Source organism: Bradyrhizobium sp. P5_C12, assembly GCF_054049735.1.
Window position 1 is genome coordinate 25,457 of the sequence record NZ_JBFULU010000002.1, and the last position, 14,541, is coordinate 39,997.

Sequence of the window (14,541 nt, forward strand, 5' to 3'; positions counted from 1 at the left end):
CGTTAGAGATCCAACACCAGCCGTTCCGACTTCGCGCGCGACACGCAGATCTGCATGACCTTGTTCGACGCCTTCTCGTCGTCGCTGAGAATGACGTCGCGATGGTCGGGCGTGCCCGAGATCACGCCGCACTGGCAGATGCCGCAATCGCCGCGCTGGCAGTCGTAGAGCACGTCGAGCCCCGCGGCCTCCAGCGCCTGGATGATGCTCTGACCGGCTGCAACGGTGACGACCTGCCCGCTCGATTTGAGTTCGACCTCGAACGGCTTGTCGGGCGAGCCCGGCCGCTCCGCGTTGAAGAGCTCGTAGTGGATGCGGTCCGCGGCAATACCCTGGGCAAGTGCCGCCGCTTTCACCGCATCGATCATGCCGGCGGGACCGCAGACATAGATGTGGGTGTCCGCCGTCACATCGCCGAGCGCCGCCGCGAGATCGAGGCGCGAGTCGTCGCTATCGTAATGGACGGACAGGCTTTTCGGGCAGATCGCCTGCAATTGCGGCAGGAACGCCAGCACTCCTTGCGCGCGCCCCGCATAGTGCAGGCGATAGGGATTTCCGCGGGATTGCAGCGCGGCCGCCATCGACAGGATCGGGGTGACACCGATGCCGCCGGCCAACAGGATTGCCGGCGCGGAGCCCTCATGCAGGTGAAAATGATTGACCGGCGCGCTTGCCCTGACGACGTCGCCGGTCTTCAGCGCGTGCATGAACTGCGAGCCGCCGGTCGACGCCTGCTCGCGCAGCACCCCGAGCGCCAGTGCGCCCTCCGGGAGATCCGGCAGGGCCATCAACGAATACGGCCGGTCTCCGCCGCTCGGGAGCGCGACGCGGATATGTGCGCCGGCCTGCCATCGCGGCACGGCACCCTCCACATCAAGCACAAGGCTCCGTACGAACGGCGTCTCCGCGGTACACGATCTCACCTTGAGCTTGAGCGGATGCGCGTCCATTCAGGCATCTCGATATTATATGAATCTGCATATATTTAGACATATAATAATCCCTTGTCAACCGGCGGCGAACGGCCGCTCAGCACTGCGCCCCCGCGCAGACGCAGGCCCCCAGCTTCAGACTTTCAAATGATGATCCGCCCGAAACCACGGCCCTGCTAGATCACAAGGCAAAGTCCCGAAAACAGCAGCAGGCCCAGGATAATTCGTTTGAAGGCTGCTTCGTTGATCCGTCCGAACAGGACGATACCTCCGGCCGTTCCGGCAGCCAACGCGGGCAGAGAAATGCCAAAGTCGATCAAGACCTTTAGCGACAGGCTGTGGTGCGACAGCATCAGCGCGAGGGCGAAGAGCTGCATGACACCTATGTAGGGCTGAACCAGGCCGCGCTGCTGAACTTTCGGGAAACCATGGATGTCGCACCAGATCGCAGGAAGTGCGCCGGGCATCGCTGTCAATCCGCCGACCAGTCCCCCACCAAATCCGACCAGCGCGTTCCTGCTCCGGCTGGCCATCTCACGCAAATCGGCAGGCGCCGGCCGGAACAAGGCATAGGCCGCGTAAAGGGATACGAGAATTCCAAAACCAAGTCTGAAGATCCCGGTATCCGCATTCTGCAGGAGATAAATCGCGATCGGGATGCCCAATAGCCCGCCGGCGATGAAGACGAGGCTGGTTTTCCATTGCATGCTCTTGCGTAGCGCGAACAGATTGGCCGCCTGCACGGTGATGCTGCAAGCCATCATCAATGGCACAGCTTCCATGGGCGGAAAAACGTGTAACAGAATGGCGCCGGCGACGGCGGAGAACGCAAACCCGGAAAGGCCCGAGACGAACGCACCGGCGAAAACCGCCGCACTCAGCACCAGATAAGCCGCTATGTCCGACATGGCATCGTTTCCTCAAGAACGGTGATCGTCGTCAATCATAGGACGGCGTGGGGTGGCCCGAATTCACGCGAGCCTCAGCCACCAGCCGATCTAGTCGCCGTGGATCGCCGCGACTGCCGTTTCGATCGGGCGGATACTGGGCGCGTGATGCAGCATGTATGCTCCGATGAGGTGCAAAATGCCGAAGCCAGCGAGCACAGCGATGGTCCATGCCTTGAGAGGCGGCGATGGTCGCCGGGCGTGGGAGCTAGCGGTAATTGCCATATCCAAATTGCTTTCTCGCAGGCGTTCGAAATTCGACTGAATGCTCACAAATGCTTCACCGACGCTCACCACTGGTATCGCGCGACGCCCTTGCCGGCGAAGCCGCGCGTCTCGATAGCCCTCGTTGACGGCACGCCCCTGCTCCCAACCGCCGAATTCAAGATCGGCTGCTGTCCAAGTGCGTCCAGGCGGGGTGAAAGATATCGCCGGGTCGATTCACGAGCGATACGGCAGATGTCGTATTTCGTCGCCGGCAAGCAGGCCAATGTCGAAGGACCCGCCCAGCAGATGGCGGCGTTGGAGATCAGCGCCGAGACACAATCGCAGCCGTGGCGGGACGATCGCCAATCTCGGGGCAGCCACGCATCATTCTAGCCATCACTATCGATCGCTTCCTTGCCGCCGACGCAGGCGGCAACGATCGCTTCGTGCAATTCCTCGCCGGTGACCGGCTTGTGCAGAATGCGATGACCGCCGGCGGTGGCTTCCCGGATGCGCGACGGCGAGGTATCGCCGGTGACGATAATGGCGGGCACCGAGCGGCCGATATGAGCGCAAAGGGCCTCGATCGCCTCCAGGCCCGTAACACCATCTCCGAGGCGGTAGTCGGCGAGGATCAGATCGACCGGTGCATCGCCGGCCGCGATCGCCTCCGCGTGAACCTGTTGCACCTCGGCGGCAGATCGTCCGGCATAGATCCGATGGCCCTGCAGCGTGAGCAGTTGCACCATGACATCGAGAACATCTTCCTCGTCTTCCACGACCATGATGCTGACGGCGGTGCCTGGCGGCGATGCCCTGTTATCGGGCAAGGGAGTTTCAACCGCACTGGCTATCGGGACCGTGACGGAAAACATCGAGCCGCGCCCGGGGACGGAGGCCAGCTTCAGCGGGTGTTGCAGCAGCGCGACGGTGCGGCGAACGATGGCGAGGCCGAGGCCAAGGCCTTGCGTGCGATCCCTCGCCGGGTTCTGCAATTGCACGAATTCCTCGAAGATCATGGCTTGCTGATCTGCGGGGATGCCCGGGCCGGTATCCCATACCTGGATTTCCACCGACGTGCCGCGCCTGCGGCAGCCGAGCAGAACGCCGCCCGATCTCGTGTACCGAAAGGCGTTCGACAGCAGATTGCCCAACACCCGTTTCAGCATCATGGGATCGCTGTCCACCTGGAGGCGGCTTTCAACAACGCGCCAATCAAGGCCACGATCTTTCGCCGCTGAAACGAACTCGTTGCTGAGCTGGTCGAACAGTTGGGAGAGATTCACCGTCTCCCTCGCAACAGTGACGACGCCGGCATCAAGCCGGGAGATGTCGAGCAGTCCGTTCAGAAGGGCGCTGAGGTTGCCGACGATGGATTTCGCCTTGCCGGCCAGATCGCGTGCATCGCCGGATTGGACAGCGCCGCGATGGCCCAGCGCCGCGAGCGTGGCGATCAGCAGGCTCAAGGCATGGATCGGCTGGCGCAGGTCGTGACTGGCGGCCGCAAGGAAACGCGTTTTCGCACGGTCGGCGGCCTGCGCGCGGTCGCGTTCTTCCTCGAGGTGGCCGACCAGCTCGACATTTTCCAGGCGCAACCTGATGGTCTCACGCAGCATGCGGTGCGTTGTGCGGCAATAATAGAGGTTGATCGTCACAAGTCCCGTAAGCAGGGCGAGATATGCGCCGGCGGTATCACCTCCATTGATAAAGGCGCGCACCATGACCGGCAGCACCGTTGCGATGATCGAGCCGACCAGAGCCGGCGGAAAGGCCGAGAGCGACGGAACTGTGCCGCAGACCAGACCGGTCAAGGCAACAATGGTGAATAAAAAAGCAACGGGCTGTTCGGGAACGAACCCGACCCAGCCGAGCATTCCCCACAGCAGTCCCGACACGCAGGAAAACGCGGCCGCGAGCCACGCCCATCGCAACACAGACGCTGGCTCTCGATTCCGGCTGAAGAACCGGCGCGCCGCCAGGACGCGTATGGCGGTGAGCAGATACAGCGCACCGAGCCATCCGACCAACCAGCTCGCCGGTACGGTGCTCCTCAGGACGTATGCCGCCGCCAGGGAGATGAGGACGTTGGAGGCCACCACCCCATAAGAATTGCGATACAAGAGCTCGACGAGCGCTTCGCGTATCTTGTCTTCCCGCATCGAACCGTCCTGCATCGAAACCTCTCCGCGCGCCGGTCGCTGCGGCGGCTTCGTTTGCGAGTTGCCGTTGCGCTAACCCGATGGAAGGCCGAGACGGATCGCGTAGGCGGTCAATTCCGCACCACTGTGCAGATCGAGCTTCCGCATGAGATTTTCGCGATGTTTCCGGGCGGTGAGCGGGCTGATGCCGAGACGATTGGCGATGTCGCGGCTGGTGGCGCCGTGAGGGATCATGCCCAGGATCTGCCGCTCACGTCTTGTCAGCGTGACCGGAGATATGATCGCAGCCGAGGGCTCGGGGGGTTCGTTCGGGCCGTCATGCTGGTCCACCGCAAAGCGAACCTCCTCCGCCACATAGGCATTGCCTCTTTTGATGGCATCGATGGCAGCGATGAGTTCGGATGGATCGCCGCTCTTGGTCAAATAGCCATTCGCGCCCGCGGAAAAAGCGGCCCGCACGGAACGCGGCTCAACATTGGCGGTGAGGACAAGAACGCGCAGCGCCGGCCATTCGGTTTTCAGGTTGGCGATGAACTGAAACCCGCTCACGCCGGGCATGCCGAGATCGAGGATGAGAAGATCGGCGGGGCTTTCGTTCAGCAGCCGGTGAACGGCTTCACCGTCCCCCGCCTGTCCGCTGACCGTAAGCCCGTCCACGGTCGACAGAAGCTGCTTCAGGCCTTCCCGAACGACGGCGTGATCGTCAGCAATGATCGTCCTCACCGGTCCCACACCTGCATGGCTCGCCATCGCTAACGGTATTAGGGTATCAACCAACTCCAATCAAGGATGTGGATCACAATTCCGTTTGCCGGATGGGATCGCCCTGGTCATTTTGCGGTGATCGTCCGAATGCAACCTCGCCGTGTCGCGCGCCTAGTGCGCGACGCAAGCGACGATGGCCCTGCAGAAGTTGAGGGTGAAGCGGCCATAGAGGACGCTTGACCCCGGTTCTGAAGCTGCCAGACGATAGGCGTTGCCGAGGGCACGGGCCATCTCGACCAGTGCCATGATCTCATGATGCGTCAATGCCGCGTGAATGCCGAACAGCGGCAGCAGGGCCTGAATGCCGACGCCGCTCATGACGGCCCCGCTCCAACGCACGGCATCGGCATCGATTGCGCGAGACAGGCACTCCGCCATTGATAGGGCGTATCGCGGGCGAACCGCTTGAACACCGTCGTGAAATGCGCCTGGGTCTGGAATCCGACGGTCAAGGCGACATCGACGAGCGTGACGTCGGCTTGCCTGAGCAACTCCTGAGCCCGCTCGATGCGCCGCTTCAGCAGATATTCATGCGGCCGCATGCCGACCGCCGCCCGGAACTGCGCGGCAAAGTGCATCCGGCTCAGGCCGGCAACGGCGGCCAGATGCTGCAACGTGATCTTCGCAGCCAGATTGTCGTCGACATATTGCAGGACGCGCTTGAGGCGCCACTTCTGCAGCGACCGCACGGCTCGGCAGCTCTGCCCTTCACGGTCGCCGTCAGCCGGGTCGGCCTGGCTTCGTCCGGCGGTGGTCTGTCGGCTGGCCTTGCGGGTCAGAATGGCCAGACGCAGCGCGTCGGCCAGAATCTCGGAATGGGGGTGTTGCGTGGCTTCGGTAGCCGCAAGCGCATCGGACAGGCGCAGCATCACCGGGTCGGTGAATTCCACGGCACCGGACGCCCGGTCGGTCGTCGCCGATTCACGCGCTAGACGTTTCGCGAAAACCCTGAAGCCGGCCTCGCCCGCGGCGGATCCCCGCATATCCGGCGCATCCGCCTCGACGGCCAGGGCAACATCCAGATGGACCAGGGAGAGCGTCATCTCCTCCTCGCCGGAGCGATCGCGACCTGTCGAGAACGCGATGCGCCGGCCGTCAACTCCCGGTATGTCGATCGAACCGATGACACGATCATTTGCGGGGAGCGGGTGTGAGATCTGCTGCGCCATCGTCGAACCTCTTTGTCCTGTTTTCGACTCGGAAAGGCCAGGCTGGCTTGTCCGAATGTCATGGGAGCAGAGTAATTCGCCGGCCCAAGCGCTCCATTCTACGCGCGGGTGCATCGATAGGTTGTCAGGTTGACCGGGTCATACTTGAGTATGATCGCGGCATGGCCTGCGACCGCCGGCCGGATGCCTCACCGGCACCGGTGGACGAGCGATCCGGCGCCGGATTGAGGCGGCTGCGGTAAGTTGACGCGCTTGCCGCGCGTACCGTCGATCGGCAACGCCGCGGAAATCCCTCGTTTTCCTTCAGAGACGTCCTCGTCGGCACGCTGGCCAGATTTCGCGATTGCGGGACGTCTTCCAAGAGAGCACGAAAAATATGCCGCGGGATGTTGTCGGCACGACAAAATCCCGGCATCAACGCGACTGCGATGAGACGAACGACAGCCAGCGACGATGACGATTCCTGACCGGCCCACGGGTTCCTCCATGAGCCGCGCCGGATTGCGGTTCTGGTCTGCCGTCCTCGCCTTAGCGGTTTTCCTTGTCGATGTGTTGACGCCGCTCGAGGGCGCCGTTGCGGTTCTCTACGTCGTGGTGATCCTGCTCGCGGCGAGGACGAACCGGCGCAATGACATCATCGCCGCCGCCGCGGGCTGCGTCATCCTGACGATGACGGCCTATTTGCTGTCGCACGACCTGGAGTCCATCGCCTCACCTGCCCTTCGTGCGCTGGTGAGTCTCGCGGCCATCACGATCACCACCCTGCTTGCGCTCCAAAATCACGCGGCGACGAACCGCCTGGCGGCGCAGGCCCGCCTGCTCAACCTGTCGCATGACATGATTTTTGTCAGGGATCGCGCCGGCGTGATCACCTTCTGGAACAAGACCGCGGAACACACCTACGGCTGGTCAGCCGACGCCGCCCTCGGCCGACTCGCCGACGAGCTTCTGCAAACCAGATATCCGGAGCGGCGGGAGATCATCGAGGCAGCCCTGCTCGACACCGGCCGATGGGAAGGCAGAGTGGAGCAGCGGACGAAGGCCGGCGTCATGCTCAGCGTCGATGCCCGATGGGCCCTCCAGCACGACTATCTCGGCAAGGCCGTCGGGGTGCTGGAAACGCACACCGACGTCACGGACCGCGTGGCGGCGCACGGCGCGCTGGTGCAGAGCGAGCAGCGATACCGCCGGATGTTCGACGCAAGCCGGATCGGCGTCGTCGAGCAGGACTGGAGCGACCTCAGAACCGCACTGAAAGCGCTGGATACCGGCGGGGCCGGTCTGCGCGACTATCTCGCGCGAAGCCCGGATTTCGTCCGGCAGGCCCGCCGGCTCGCCAGAATCACCGACGTCAATCCGGCCCTGCAGAAGATGGCGGGGGCGACCGACTTGTCAGCCTTCATCGCCAACCTGGACAGGCTTCTGGTCGGGAACGACCGGAGTTTCGTCAATGCATTGGTGGCATTCGCCGACGGAGAGCCATTCTACGAAGGAGAGAGCGAGTTCGTCGGACTCGACGGGCGCAAGATTCCCGTGCTGTTTACGATCACCTTTCCGGCGGATTCCGACGGAGATCGCAACGTCCTCGCCTTTGTCGTCGATATCACCGAGCGCAGGCAGGCACAGGACGCGCTGCTCGCGGCGCAGGCGGAGCTCGCCCATGCCACGCGCGTCGCCACCTTCGGCGAGCTCACCGCGTCCATTGCCCATGAGGTCAATCAGCCGCTGGCGGCGATCGTCACCAGCGGCCAGGCCGGCTTGCGGTGGCTGCGGCGCGATGTGCCGGATCTGGACGAAGTCGCGGCCACGATCACTCACGTCGTCGCCGAGGGCCGCCGGGCCAGCGAGATCGTGACTCGCATCCGGGCCTTCCTGAAAAAGACGCCTGCCCAGCAGGACGTGCTGGAGATCACCGAGATCATCGAGGAAGCGGCCCTCCTGGTGACGCGGGAACTCGCAAAAGACGACGTTGTCCTGACCATCGAGACGGAACAAGGTTTGCCGCCGATCAGGGGCGATCGGGTCCAGCTTCAGCAGGTTCTCGTCAATCTGCTGATCAATGCCGGCCAGGCCATGTCGGACCAGCCCGGTTCCCGCACCATCACGCTGCGCGCCGCCGCCGTCGACGGCGAGAACCTCGCCATCACGGTGCAGGACAGCGGCCCCGGCATTCCGCCTTACGACCTCCCTCGCCTGTTCGATCCCTTCTTCACGACGAAGCATGGCGGGATGGGCATGGGACTTGCGATCTGCCGAACGACGGTGAAAGCTCACGGCGGCCAGTTGACGGCAGAGAGTATTCCCGGCGCGGGGGCGACATTCCGCCTGACACTGCCATCCAACCAAGAACACGCCTCGCCATGACACGACCAGACCAAGCGCATCCACCGGCCCAGTCCTCGGGTTCAGTCGTCATCATCGTCGATGACGACGCGGGCATCCGCACCTCGCTCGACAGCCTGTTCCGATCCGTTGGCCTCGAGACGCGCCTGTTCGGCTCGCCGGCCGAGCTGCTCGGCAGCACGCTGCCCGACGGCCCCGCCTGCATCGTGCTGGACGTCCGGCTTCCGGGCGTGAGCGGGCTCGATCTGCAGGGTCAACTGACCCGGCAGGGCATCCGATATCCAATCATCTTCATGACCGGCCATGGGGACATTCCGATGTCGGTGCGCGCCATGAAGGCAGGCGCCGTGGATTTCCTGTCCAAGCCGTTTCGCGACCAGGACATGCTCGATGCCGTGACCGCGGCGCTCGAGCGCGATAGCCAGCGCCGCGCGGAAGCCGCGACGAAGGAGGATATCCGCGCCCAGTATGAGACCCTGACGGCGCGCGAGCGCGAGGTGATGGGCCATGTGACCGCCGGCCTAATGAACAAGCAGGTCGCAGGCCTGATCGGCCTCAGCGAGATCACGGTCAAGATCCACCGCGGGAGCGTCATGCGCAAGATGGGGGTCCGGTCGCTGGCCGACCTCGTTCGCAAAGCCGAGGCGCTCGGGATTTCCCAGACCAGAAAGACTACGGACCAAACCTGAGTATAATTCCGGCGGGACTGCCGCACGGTGCATAAGGTGCCATTGACCACGTATGCGGGGAGATTTCCTCCTTGCTGAACACCGCGGTCAGGAATGTGTGCCAATGGCCAAGACCCCGGTGATTGCGATCGTGGACGACGACGAAGGCGTCCGCGCGTCGCTTGCGAGCCTGGTGCGTTCGCTCGGCTATGAGGCCCACGCCTACGAGTCCGGCGTTCAGTTCCTGCGGGAACCGTCGGAAGACGATCCAGCCTGCATGATCGCCGACATTCAGATGCCGGTCTTAACCGGCGATGAACTGCAGGCGCAGCTGATCGCCTCCGGCCGCCGCTTCCCGATCATCTTCATGACGGCGTTTCCAAGCGAAGCCATGCGCCAGCGCGTGATGGCGGCAGGCGCGCATTGCTTTCTCGGCAAGCCCTCCAGCGGCGACGAGATCATCCGCAGCCTCGAAGAGGCGCTGGCAGGCCACGCGCCGCAATAGTCCAGTCCCCGGCCGGACGGACGACGGCCCCTGTCCCTCAACCCGACGTGCATTCCCGCAACCAGGTTGGTGGACCGGAAATACCGGCGAGCCCGGCAAATCTCATACTTGCGCGCGTATCACGACATTGGCAGCGCGATCCGCTCTGCCGAGGGGGATCTTGCGCGATGCAAGTCAATGCCAATGCTGCCGCCGAGGCGCGCCCGTTGGTCTTCGCCGGCTTTCCGGCGAGCTCCTGGGCCTTTGCGCTGCGGGTGTGGCTTGCGACGCTTCTCGCGCTCTATGTCAGCTTCTGGCTCGAGCTAGATTCTCCCTCGTCGTCGGCCCTCACCGTGGCGGTCCTGGCACTGCCCACGCGCGGTCAAGGCATGGAAAAGGCCGGCTACCGGCTCGTTGCAACCGCCATCGGCGTGGCGGCATCGATCGCGATCGCCGGCATGTTTTCCCAAACTGGCGGTCTCCTGCTCGCGGTGTTCGGCATCTGGATCGGCCTCTGCGTCTACGCTGCCGGGATGCTCGACGGCAATCGCGCCTATGCGGCAGCCCTCTGCTGCATCACCGTCGCCCTGATTGCCATCGAGCAGATCGACAGTCCGCTGCAGGTATTCCCGACCGGCGTCGCGCGGGGCGCCGCCATCACCATCGGCGTCCTTGCGGTGGCACTGGTCAACGAGGTGCTGGCCGCGCCGGACTACCATCCGGTTCTGGCAAGCCGCTTCGAGGCGTTGCACCGCCGCGTCATGGACTTCGCGCAAGGCGCCGATCGCGATGAAGCTTCATCCACACCGATCGCGGCGGGACTTTTGCACGATATCGCGGCGCTGCATCCGGAGATCGCCAGCCTTACGACGGAGTCGAGCAGCGGCCCGGCGAGAACCGCGGCCGCGCGTTCGGCGCTCGTCGATCTCGTCAGCGCATTGTCTCTCGCCCGCATGCTCGCGGCGCTGTCCGTCGCCGCCGTCGCGGCCAGGGACGATCCGCACCACGGCAGATCGGTCCTGACGACGATCTGCCGGACTCACCTCCGGAGCGAGATCAGCCGCAAGACCGCAGACGTGCGCAGCAGCCTCAATGCGCTGCACGAAGGAACCTACCCTTCCCACGCATGGCGTGCGCCCCTGTATCGCTCGCGCCGCATCGCGGCCGGAAGCGGCGCGCGGGCAGCGATCTGTTTCGCGCTGGTCGCGGTCTTCTTCATGCTGGCGGGCTGGCCCGCCACCGAGCTCTGCCTCTCGCTGGTCGCGGTCATTGCCGGCCTCGGCGCGACGTCCCCCGAGCCGCGCAGTCTCACCATGACGGCGTTGATGGCGACACCGATCGCGTGCGTGCTGGCCGGCATCCTGAAATACCTCGTCTTCAACGGCGTATCCGAGTTTCAACTGCTGGCGATCGGTCTTGCACCCGTCGTCATCGGCCTTGCGCTGCTGATCTCGCTGCCAGGCCGCGTGCTGTCGCCACTGGGTCGCCTCACGCTGGTGTTCACACTCATCATCCTCGCGCCGACCAACCCGCAGAGCTACGATCCAAATGTGTTTCTGGTGACGTGCCTCTTTGTTTGTCTATCTTCGGTCCTGGTCTTCGCGGCGCAGCTTCTGCTTCCTCCGCTGTCGGGCGAGCAGCGGATCGGGCTGCTGCTGGACGAGGCAAGGCGCGAACTGAACCAACCGGACAGCGCACGAACCCGGCATCTCGCACCCGAGGAAGCCGGGTTTCGCGACGCCGCGCGGATCGAGCAGATCGTGACGGCCAGGGGCGCCTCCCCGATTGACGATCAGACCGTCGCCGAAGCGATGCACTATTTCGACCGGGCGGCGAGCCTGCGGCGATGCCGCGCGGAATTGAGCCGGCTGACGGCAGGACCGCTTGCCGGCGCGGCGCGCGCCGCGGAAACGGCCCTTGCGCTGCGGAGCGGAGCAGCGATCCTCGCGGCTGCCGAGGCGCTGCGCCAAGCGGCCGCTCAAAGCGGCCTGCCTGCCCATGCGGCCATTGCCGCGCTCGTGCCGGCAAGCGTTGCGTTCGCAGCGCCGCAGACTCTCACCGGCCCCAGCCAAGGGAAGCGGTCATGACGAACACGTATCGGGAGCTCGTCTTCGGCGGCGTGCTCATTGCTCCCATCGTTTCTTATGCCGCAATCGCGCTGGTCGCGTTCCTGATGCTTCGCCCTGTGCTGCGCCTGGTCGGATTTGCGAGATTTTTCAGTAGCCCGTCACTGGCCGAGCTCAGCCTCTATGTGGTGATCTTCGGCCTGCTGGCATTGTTTTTCTAGGAGACGAGTCATGGCTGGCCTCGAAGAACCCGTGGCGCGTGACACCAGCAATCGCGGCGCCGACGACAAAGCTCCCTGGCAGGCGACGCCCTCAACCGCGTCGCGACGCGAGGCTATCGGGCGGTTCATGGCTGGCGCCGGCAGGCATCTCGCGACCCTCGCCATCGCGCTGGTCGCCGTCCTGATATCGGTTGCGACGTGGCAGCATTACGTCACCGCGCCCTGGACGCGGAATGGCAGCGTGCGCGTGCAGGTCGCCAATGTCGCGCCGCAAGTTCCGGGCAAGATCGTGGAACTGCGGGTGGCCGACAACCAGTTCGTCCACAAGGGCGATGTGCTCTACGTCATCGATCCCTTCGACTTCGAGGTGGCCGTCCGCGTCGGCAAGGCCGTCGTCGACCAGCGGGCGGCGGACCTGGAGGTGAAGCAGGCCGAGTTCGACCGGCGCCAGCATCTGTCCGATCTTGCAGCGACACCCGAGGAACAGCAGATCTTCGCCGGCAATGCCACGCAGGCCAAGGCCGCCTACGAGGCTGCGGCCCATCAGCTCGCACAGGCCGAATTGAACCTGAAGCGTACCAATGTGACGAGCCCCGTCGACGGCTACGTCACCAACCTCCTGCTGCGCGTCGGCGACTATGCCGTCACCGGCGTCAGCAACGTCTCCGTCATCGATTCCAACAGTTTCTGGATCGACGGCTATTTCGAAGAGACCAAGATGGCCCGCGTCTGCGTGGGCGATCGCGCAGAGGCACAGCTGGTCGGCTACTCCAGACCCATTCTGGGACATGTGAAGACCGTGACTCGCGGCATCAGCGTGTCGAACGCCGCGGCCGGCACACAAGGCTTACCCAACGTCGATCCCATCTACACCTGGGTGCGGCTTGCGCAGCGCGTGCCGGTTCGCGTCGCCATCGACACGGTGCCGCCGGACGTGCCGCTCGTTTCCGGCATGACAGCGACAGTGACCATTCGGCAGCCTGCCGCGGTTGGCCGCCAAACCTGGTTCGACCAGCTCCGCGCAAGCCTCGTGGATCCCGTATCCGACTGGTTCGGCAAAGGACGCCCACCCCGTCCGAACTGCTTGCAGAGCACATCGCAACAGCTCCCGGAGGTGGAAGCGATTCCCTACGCGCGGGAACCCTCAGTTCCTCCGGCCGAGAAAGTCGCTCCGGGCCTCGCCCCCGGTATCGACGCTTCTCCGCGTCTTCCCTGAATCGATCTCGCCAGGGTCGCTCCACCCATCCCGGCGGCTGTCATCACATCGCGTCGTGCAACATCCGGATCAGCGGCCAAGCCCTTTGGCCGCTTGATCTAATTGATTTCATCGCGACATACGGTCGCTTCCTTCGCGTTTGCAAAATCTCACAGTCCTTAAGGATCGATCACGAGCTTTGGGGCGGGATCAGACCTATCGTGGTGGCATCCACTGTTGCATTCGGCGGCTCGGCAGCAGGACCTAAGACAGGGAACGAATGATGCTCACCGATATGCAAGCGGCCGGAGCTCGGTCAACGTATCAACCCAGCCACGGCGAACCAGATCCCCCGCAGGGGACGTCCACATTTTTCCACGAGCGGAAGTGGCGACAGCCCAGGCAACGCGTGGGCACGACGTCCGAGGAGATCACAATCTCGCGCTGGACCTATGCGCAAACAGCCGTAAGGCACGACGAAGCGACAACGCCTCCCGGCCGATATTTCTTCTCGATTGCCTTGAAGACGACCCGTCTCAAGCTGACCAGAGGCAATCAGGCCATCTTTGACGGCATCATGCCGGCGGGGACGCTGTATGTCGGCTCGCCCTGCCAGCAGCTCAGCGCGCAATTCCAGGCGCCGTGCGACTTCCTGCACTTCCACGTCTCCGCCAATTGCCTTTCATCCTCGCCGCCGGGAACGAGGCCGCTCACGCCCAGGGCTCTGAACGATCTCGTGCTGTTGCGCGATCCGTTGGCCGAGCAGCTCGCCAGGGCGCTGACCGAACACGGCCACTCGGCCGATCAGGAATTCGCGCGCTGCATCGCCCGGACGCTGGCGATGCATGTGGCCCGGCGCGAACTGCCGCGCACGAAAGTCAACGCCCTGCCGAAATGGCGTCTTCGCCGCGTCGAAGAATATGTCAAAGCGCACTTCGACCACTGCATCAGCCTGTCCGATCTTGCCGGCGCCGCGGGATTGTCCCGCATGCACTTTGCGGCGCAGTTTCGCGCCGCGACCGGATACCGGCCGCGCGAGTACCTGCTGCACCAGCGCATCGAGCATGCGAAATCGCTGTTGTCGCATACCGAGACGTCGTTGGCCGAAGTGGCGCTGACGGTCGGCTTCTGCACGCAGGCGCATTTCTCGACCGTTTTCAAACGGATTGTGGGCGACACGCCGGCACGTTGGCGATGCGCCAGCCGGAACGCGCTGGCGTCGTCCAGGCTCGCTGGCGTCGATCCGGTTCCGGCACGCCAGGCAATGTCTCGCGTCCTGCCGGCGGACCTGCGTGAATCATGCGAACTGAGAAACAACCTGGGGACTTGAAATACTTTGCCCGCCGGATCGGCGATGCTGCAGATGTTAGTGACTGAGACCCCAA

At 64.1% G+C, this 14,541-nt stretch carries 14 protein-coding genes; 8 read left to right on the forward strand and 6 right to left on the reverse strand.

Annotation, left to right across the window (positions count from 1 at the left end; translation table 11 throughout):
- Positions 1-2 precede the first annotated feature (2 nt).
- Positions 3-950, reverse strand: a complete 948-nt coding sequence (locus ACXJMY_RS01730; protein WP_456617589.1) for a PDR/VanB family oxidoreductase — start codon at positions 948-950, stop codon at positions 3-5.
- A 158-nt stretch (positions 951-1,108) separates the two neighbouring features.
- Positions 1,109-1,840 (reverse strand): sulfite exporter TauE/SafE family protein, encoded by a 732-nt coding sequence (locus tag ACXJMY_RS01735; RefSeq protein WP_456617590.1) that lies wholly within the window; start codon positions 1,838-1,840, stop codon positions 1,109-1,111.
- Between the two features lie 144 nt (positions 1,841-1,984).
- On the opposite strand from ACXJMY_RS01735, the gene ACXJMY_RS01740 reads away from it, so the two are divergent.
- Positions 1,985-2,479, forward strand: a complete 495-nt coding sequence (locus tag ACXJMY_RS01740; RefSeq protein ID WP_456617591.1) for a hypothetical protein — start codon at positions 1,985-1,987, stop codon at positions 2,477-2,479.
- On the opposite strand, the gene ACXJMY_RS01745 is transcribed toward ACXJMY_RS01740, so the two are convergent.
- From ACXJMY_RS01745 to ACXJMY_RS01760, 4 genes are all read right to left on the reverse strand, one after another.
- The gene (locus ACXJMY_RS01745; protein ID WP_456617592.1) at positions 2,476-4,260 is read right to left on the reverse strand and encodes an ATP-binding protein; all 1,785 of its coding nucleotides are present in this window, start codon (positions 4,258-4,260) and stop codon (positions 2,476-2,478) included. The genes ACXJMY_RS01740 and ACXJMY_RS01745 overlap by 4 nt on opposite strands.
- Before the next feature lie 57 nt (positions 4,261-4,317).
- The gene (locus ACXJMY_RS01750; protein ID WP_456617593.1) at positions 4,318-4,968 is read right to left on the reverse strand and encodes a response regulator; all 651 of its coding nucleotides are present in this window, start codon (positions 4,966-4,968) and stop codon (positions 4,318-4,320) included.
- A gap of 153 nt (positions 4,969-5,121) precedes the next feature.
- The gene (locus ACXJMY_RS01755) at positions 5,122-5,328 is read right to left on the reverse strand and encodes a hypothetical protein (RefSeq protein ID WP_456617594.1); all 207 of its coding nucleotides are present in this window, start codon (positions 5,326-5,328) and stop codon (positions 5,122-5,124) included.
- A complete protein-coding gene (locus ACXJMY_RS01760) occupies positions 5,325-6,179 on the reverse strand; it encodes a helix-turn-helix domain-containing protein (protein ID WP_456617595.1) in 855 nt (284 codons plus the stop codon). The genes ACXJMY_RS01755 and ACXJMY_RS01760 overlap by 4 nt, the downstream gene beginning before the upstream one ends.
- A 453-nt stretch (positions 6,180-6,632) precedes the next feature.
- Here ACXJMY_RS01760 and ACXJMY_RS01765 point away from each other — a divergent pair, with 453 nt between their 5' ends.
- The 7 genes from ACXJMY_RS01765 to ACXJMY_RS01795 all read left to right on the forward strand — a co-directional run bounded on the left by ACXJMY_RS01765 (position 6,633) and on the right by ACXJMY_RS01795 (position 14,486).
- Complete coding sequence (locus ACXJMY_RS01765) at positions 6,633-8,543, forward strand: ATP-binding protein (protein ID WP_456617596.1); 1,911 nt, start codon at positions 6,633-6,635, stop codon at positions 8,541-8,543.
- The gene (locus ACXJMY_RS01770; protein ID WP_456617597.1) at positions 8,540-9,211 is read left to right on the forward strand and encodes a response regulator transcription factor; all 672 of its coding nucleotides are present in this window, start codon (positions 8,540-8,542) and stop codon (positions 9,209-9,211) included. The genes ACXJMY_RS01765 and ACXJMY_RS01770 overlap by 4 nt, the downstream gene beginning before the upstream one ends.
- Positions 9,212-9,314: 103 nt before the next feature.
- Positions 9,315-9,695, forward strand: a complete 381-nt coding sequence (locus ACXJMY_RS01775) for a response regulator transcription factor (protein ID WP_456617598.1) — start codon at positions 9,315-9,317, stop codon at positions 9,693-9,695.
- A gap of 167 nt (positions 9,696-9,862) precedes the next feature.
- Complete coding sequence (locus ACXJMY_RS01780; protein WP_456617599.1) at positions 9,863-11,761, forward strand: FUSC family protein; 1,899 nt, start codon at positions 9,863-9,865, stop codon at positions 11,759-11,761.
- Positions 11,758-11,961: a DUF1656 domain-containing protein gene (locus ACXJMY_RS01785; RefSeq protein WP_456617600.1), complete on the forward strand. Its 204-nt coding sequence runs from the start codon at positions 11,758-11,760 to the stop codon at positions 11,959-11,961. The genes ACXJMY_RS01780 and ACXJMY_RS01785 overlap by 4 nt, the downstream gene beginning before the upstream one ends.
- Positions 11,962-11,971: 10 nt before the next feature.
- A complete protein-coding gene (locus ACXJMY_RS01790; RefSeq protein WP_456617601.1) occupies positions 11,972-13,177 on the forward strand; it encodes a biotin/lipoyl-binding protein in 1,206 nt (401 codons plus the stop codon).
- A gap of 262 nt (positions 13,178-13,439) precedes the next feature.
- Positions 13,440-14,486, forward strand: coding sequence for a helix-turn-helix domain-containing protein (locus ACXJMY_RS01795; protein WP_456617820.1), 1,047 nt, complete (start codon positions 13,440-13,442; stop codon positions 14,484-14,486).
- Positions 14,487-14,541: the final 55 nt, after the last annotated feature.

Excerpts from the sequence above, each read along its gene's own strand:
- ACXJMY_RS01730 (WP_456617589.1), bottom strand. The coding sequence starts at position 950 with ATGGACGCGCATCCGCTCAAGCTCAAGGTGAGATCGTGTACCGCGGAG.
- ACXJMY_RS01735 (WP_456617590.1), bottom strand. The coding sequence starts at position 1,840 with ATGTCGGACATAGCGGCTTATCTGGTGCTGAGTGCGGCGGTTTTCGCC.
- ACXJMY_RS01745 (WP_456617592.1), bottom strand. The coding sequence starts at position 4,260 with ATGCAGGACGGTTCGATGCGGGAAGACAAGATACGCGAAGCGCTCGTC.
- ACXJMY_RS01755 (WP_456617594.1), bottom strand. The coding sequence starts at position 5,328 with ATGAGCGGCGTCGGCATTCAGGCCCTGCTGCCGCTGTTCGGCATTCAC.
- ACXJMY_RS01760 (WP_456617595.1), bottom strand. The coding sequence starts at position 6,179 with ATGGCGCAGCAGATCTCACACCCGCTCCCCGCAAATGATCGTGTCATC.
- ACXJMY_RS01765 (WP_456617596.1), top strand. The coding sequence starts at position 6,633 with ATGACGATTCCTGACCGGCCCACGGGTTCCTCCATGAGCCGCGCCGGA.
- ACXJMY_RS01770 (WP_456617597.1), top strand. The coding sequence starts at position 8,540 with ATGACACGACCAGACCAAGCGCATCCACCGGCCCAGTCCTCGGGTTCA.
- ACXJMY_RS01775 (WP_456617598.1), top strand. The coding sequence starts at position 9,315 with ATGGCCAAGACCCCGGTGATTGCGATCGTGGACGACGACGAAGGCGTC.
- ACXJMY_RS01780 (WP_456617599.1), top strand. The coding sequence starts at position 9,863 with ATGCAAGTCAATGCCAATGCTGCCGCCGAGGCGCGCCCGTTGGTCTTC.
- ACXJMY_RS01785 (WP_456617600.1), top strand. The coding sequence starts at position 11,758 with ATGACGAACACGTATCGGGAGCTCGTCTTCGGCGGCGTGCTCATTGCT.
- ACXJMY_RS01790 (WP_456617601.1), top strand. The coding sequence starts at position 11,972 with ATGGCTGGCCTCGAAGAACCCGTGGCGCGTGACACCAGCAATCGCGGC.
- ACXJMY_RS01795 (WP_456617820.1), top strand. The coding sequence starts at position 13,440 with ATGCTCACCGATATGCAAGCGGCCGGAGCTCGGTCAACGTATCAACCC.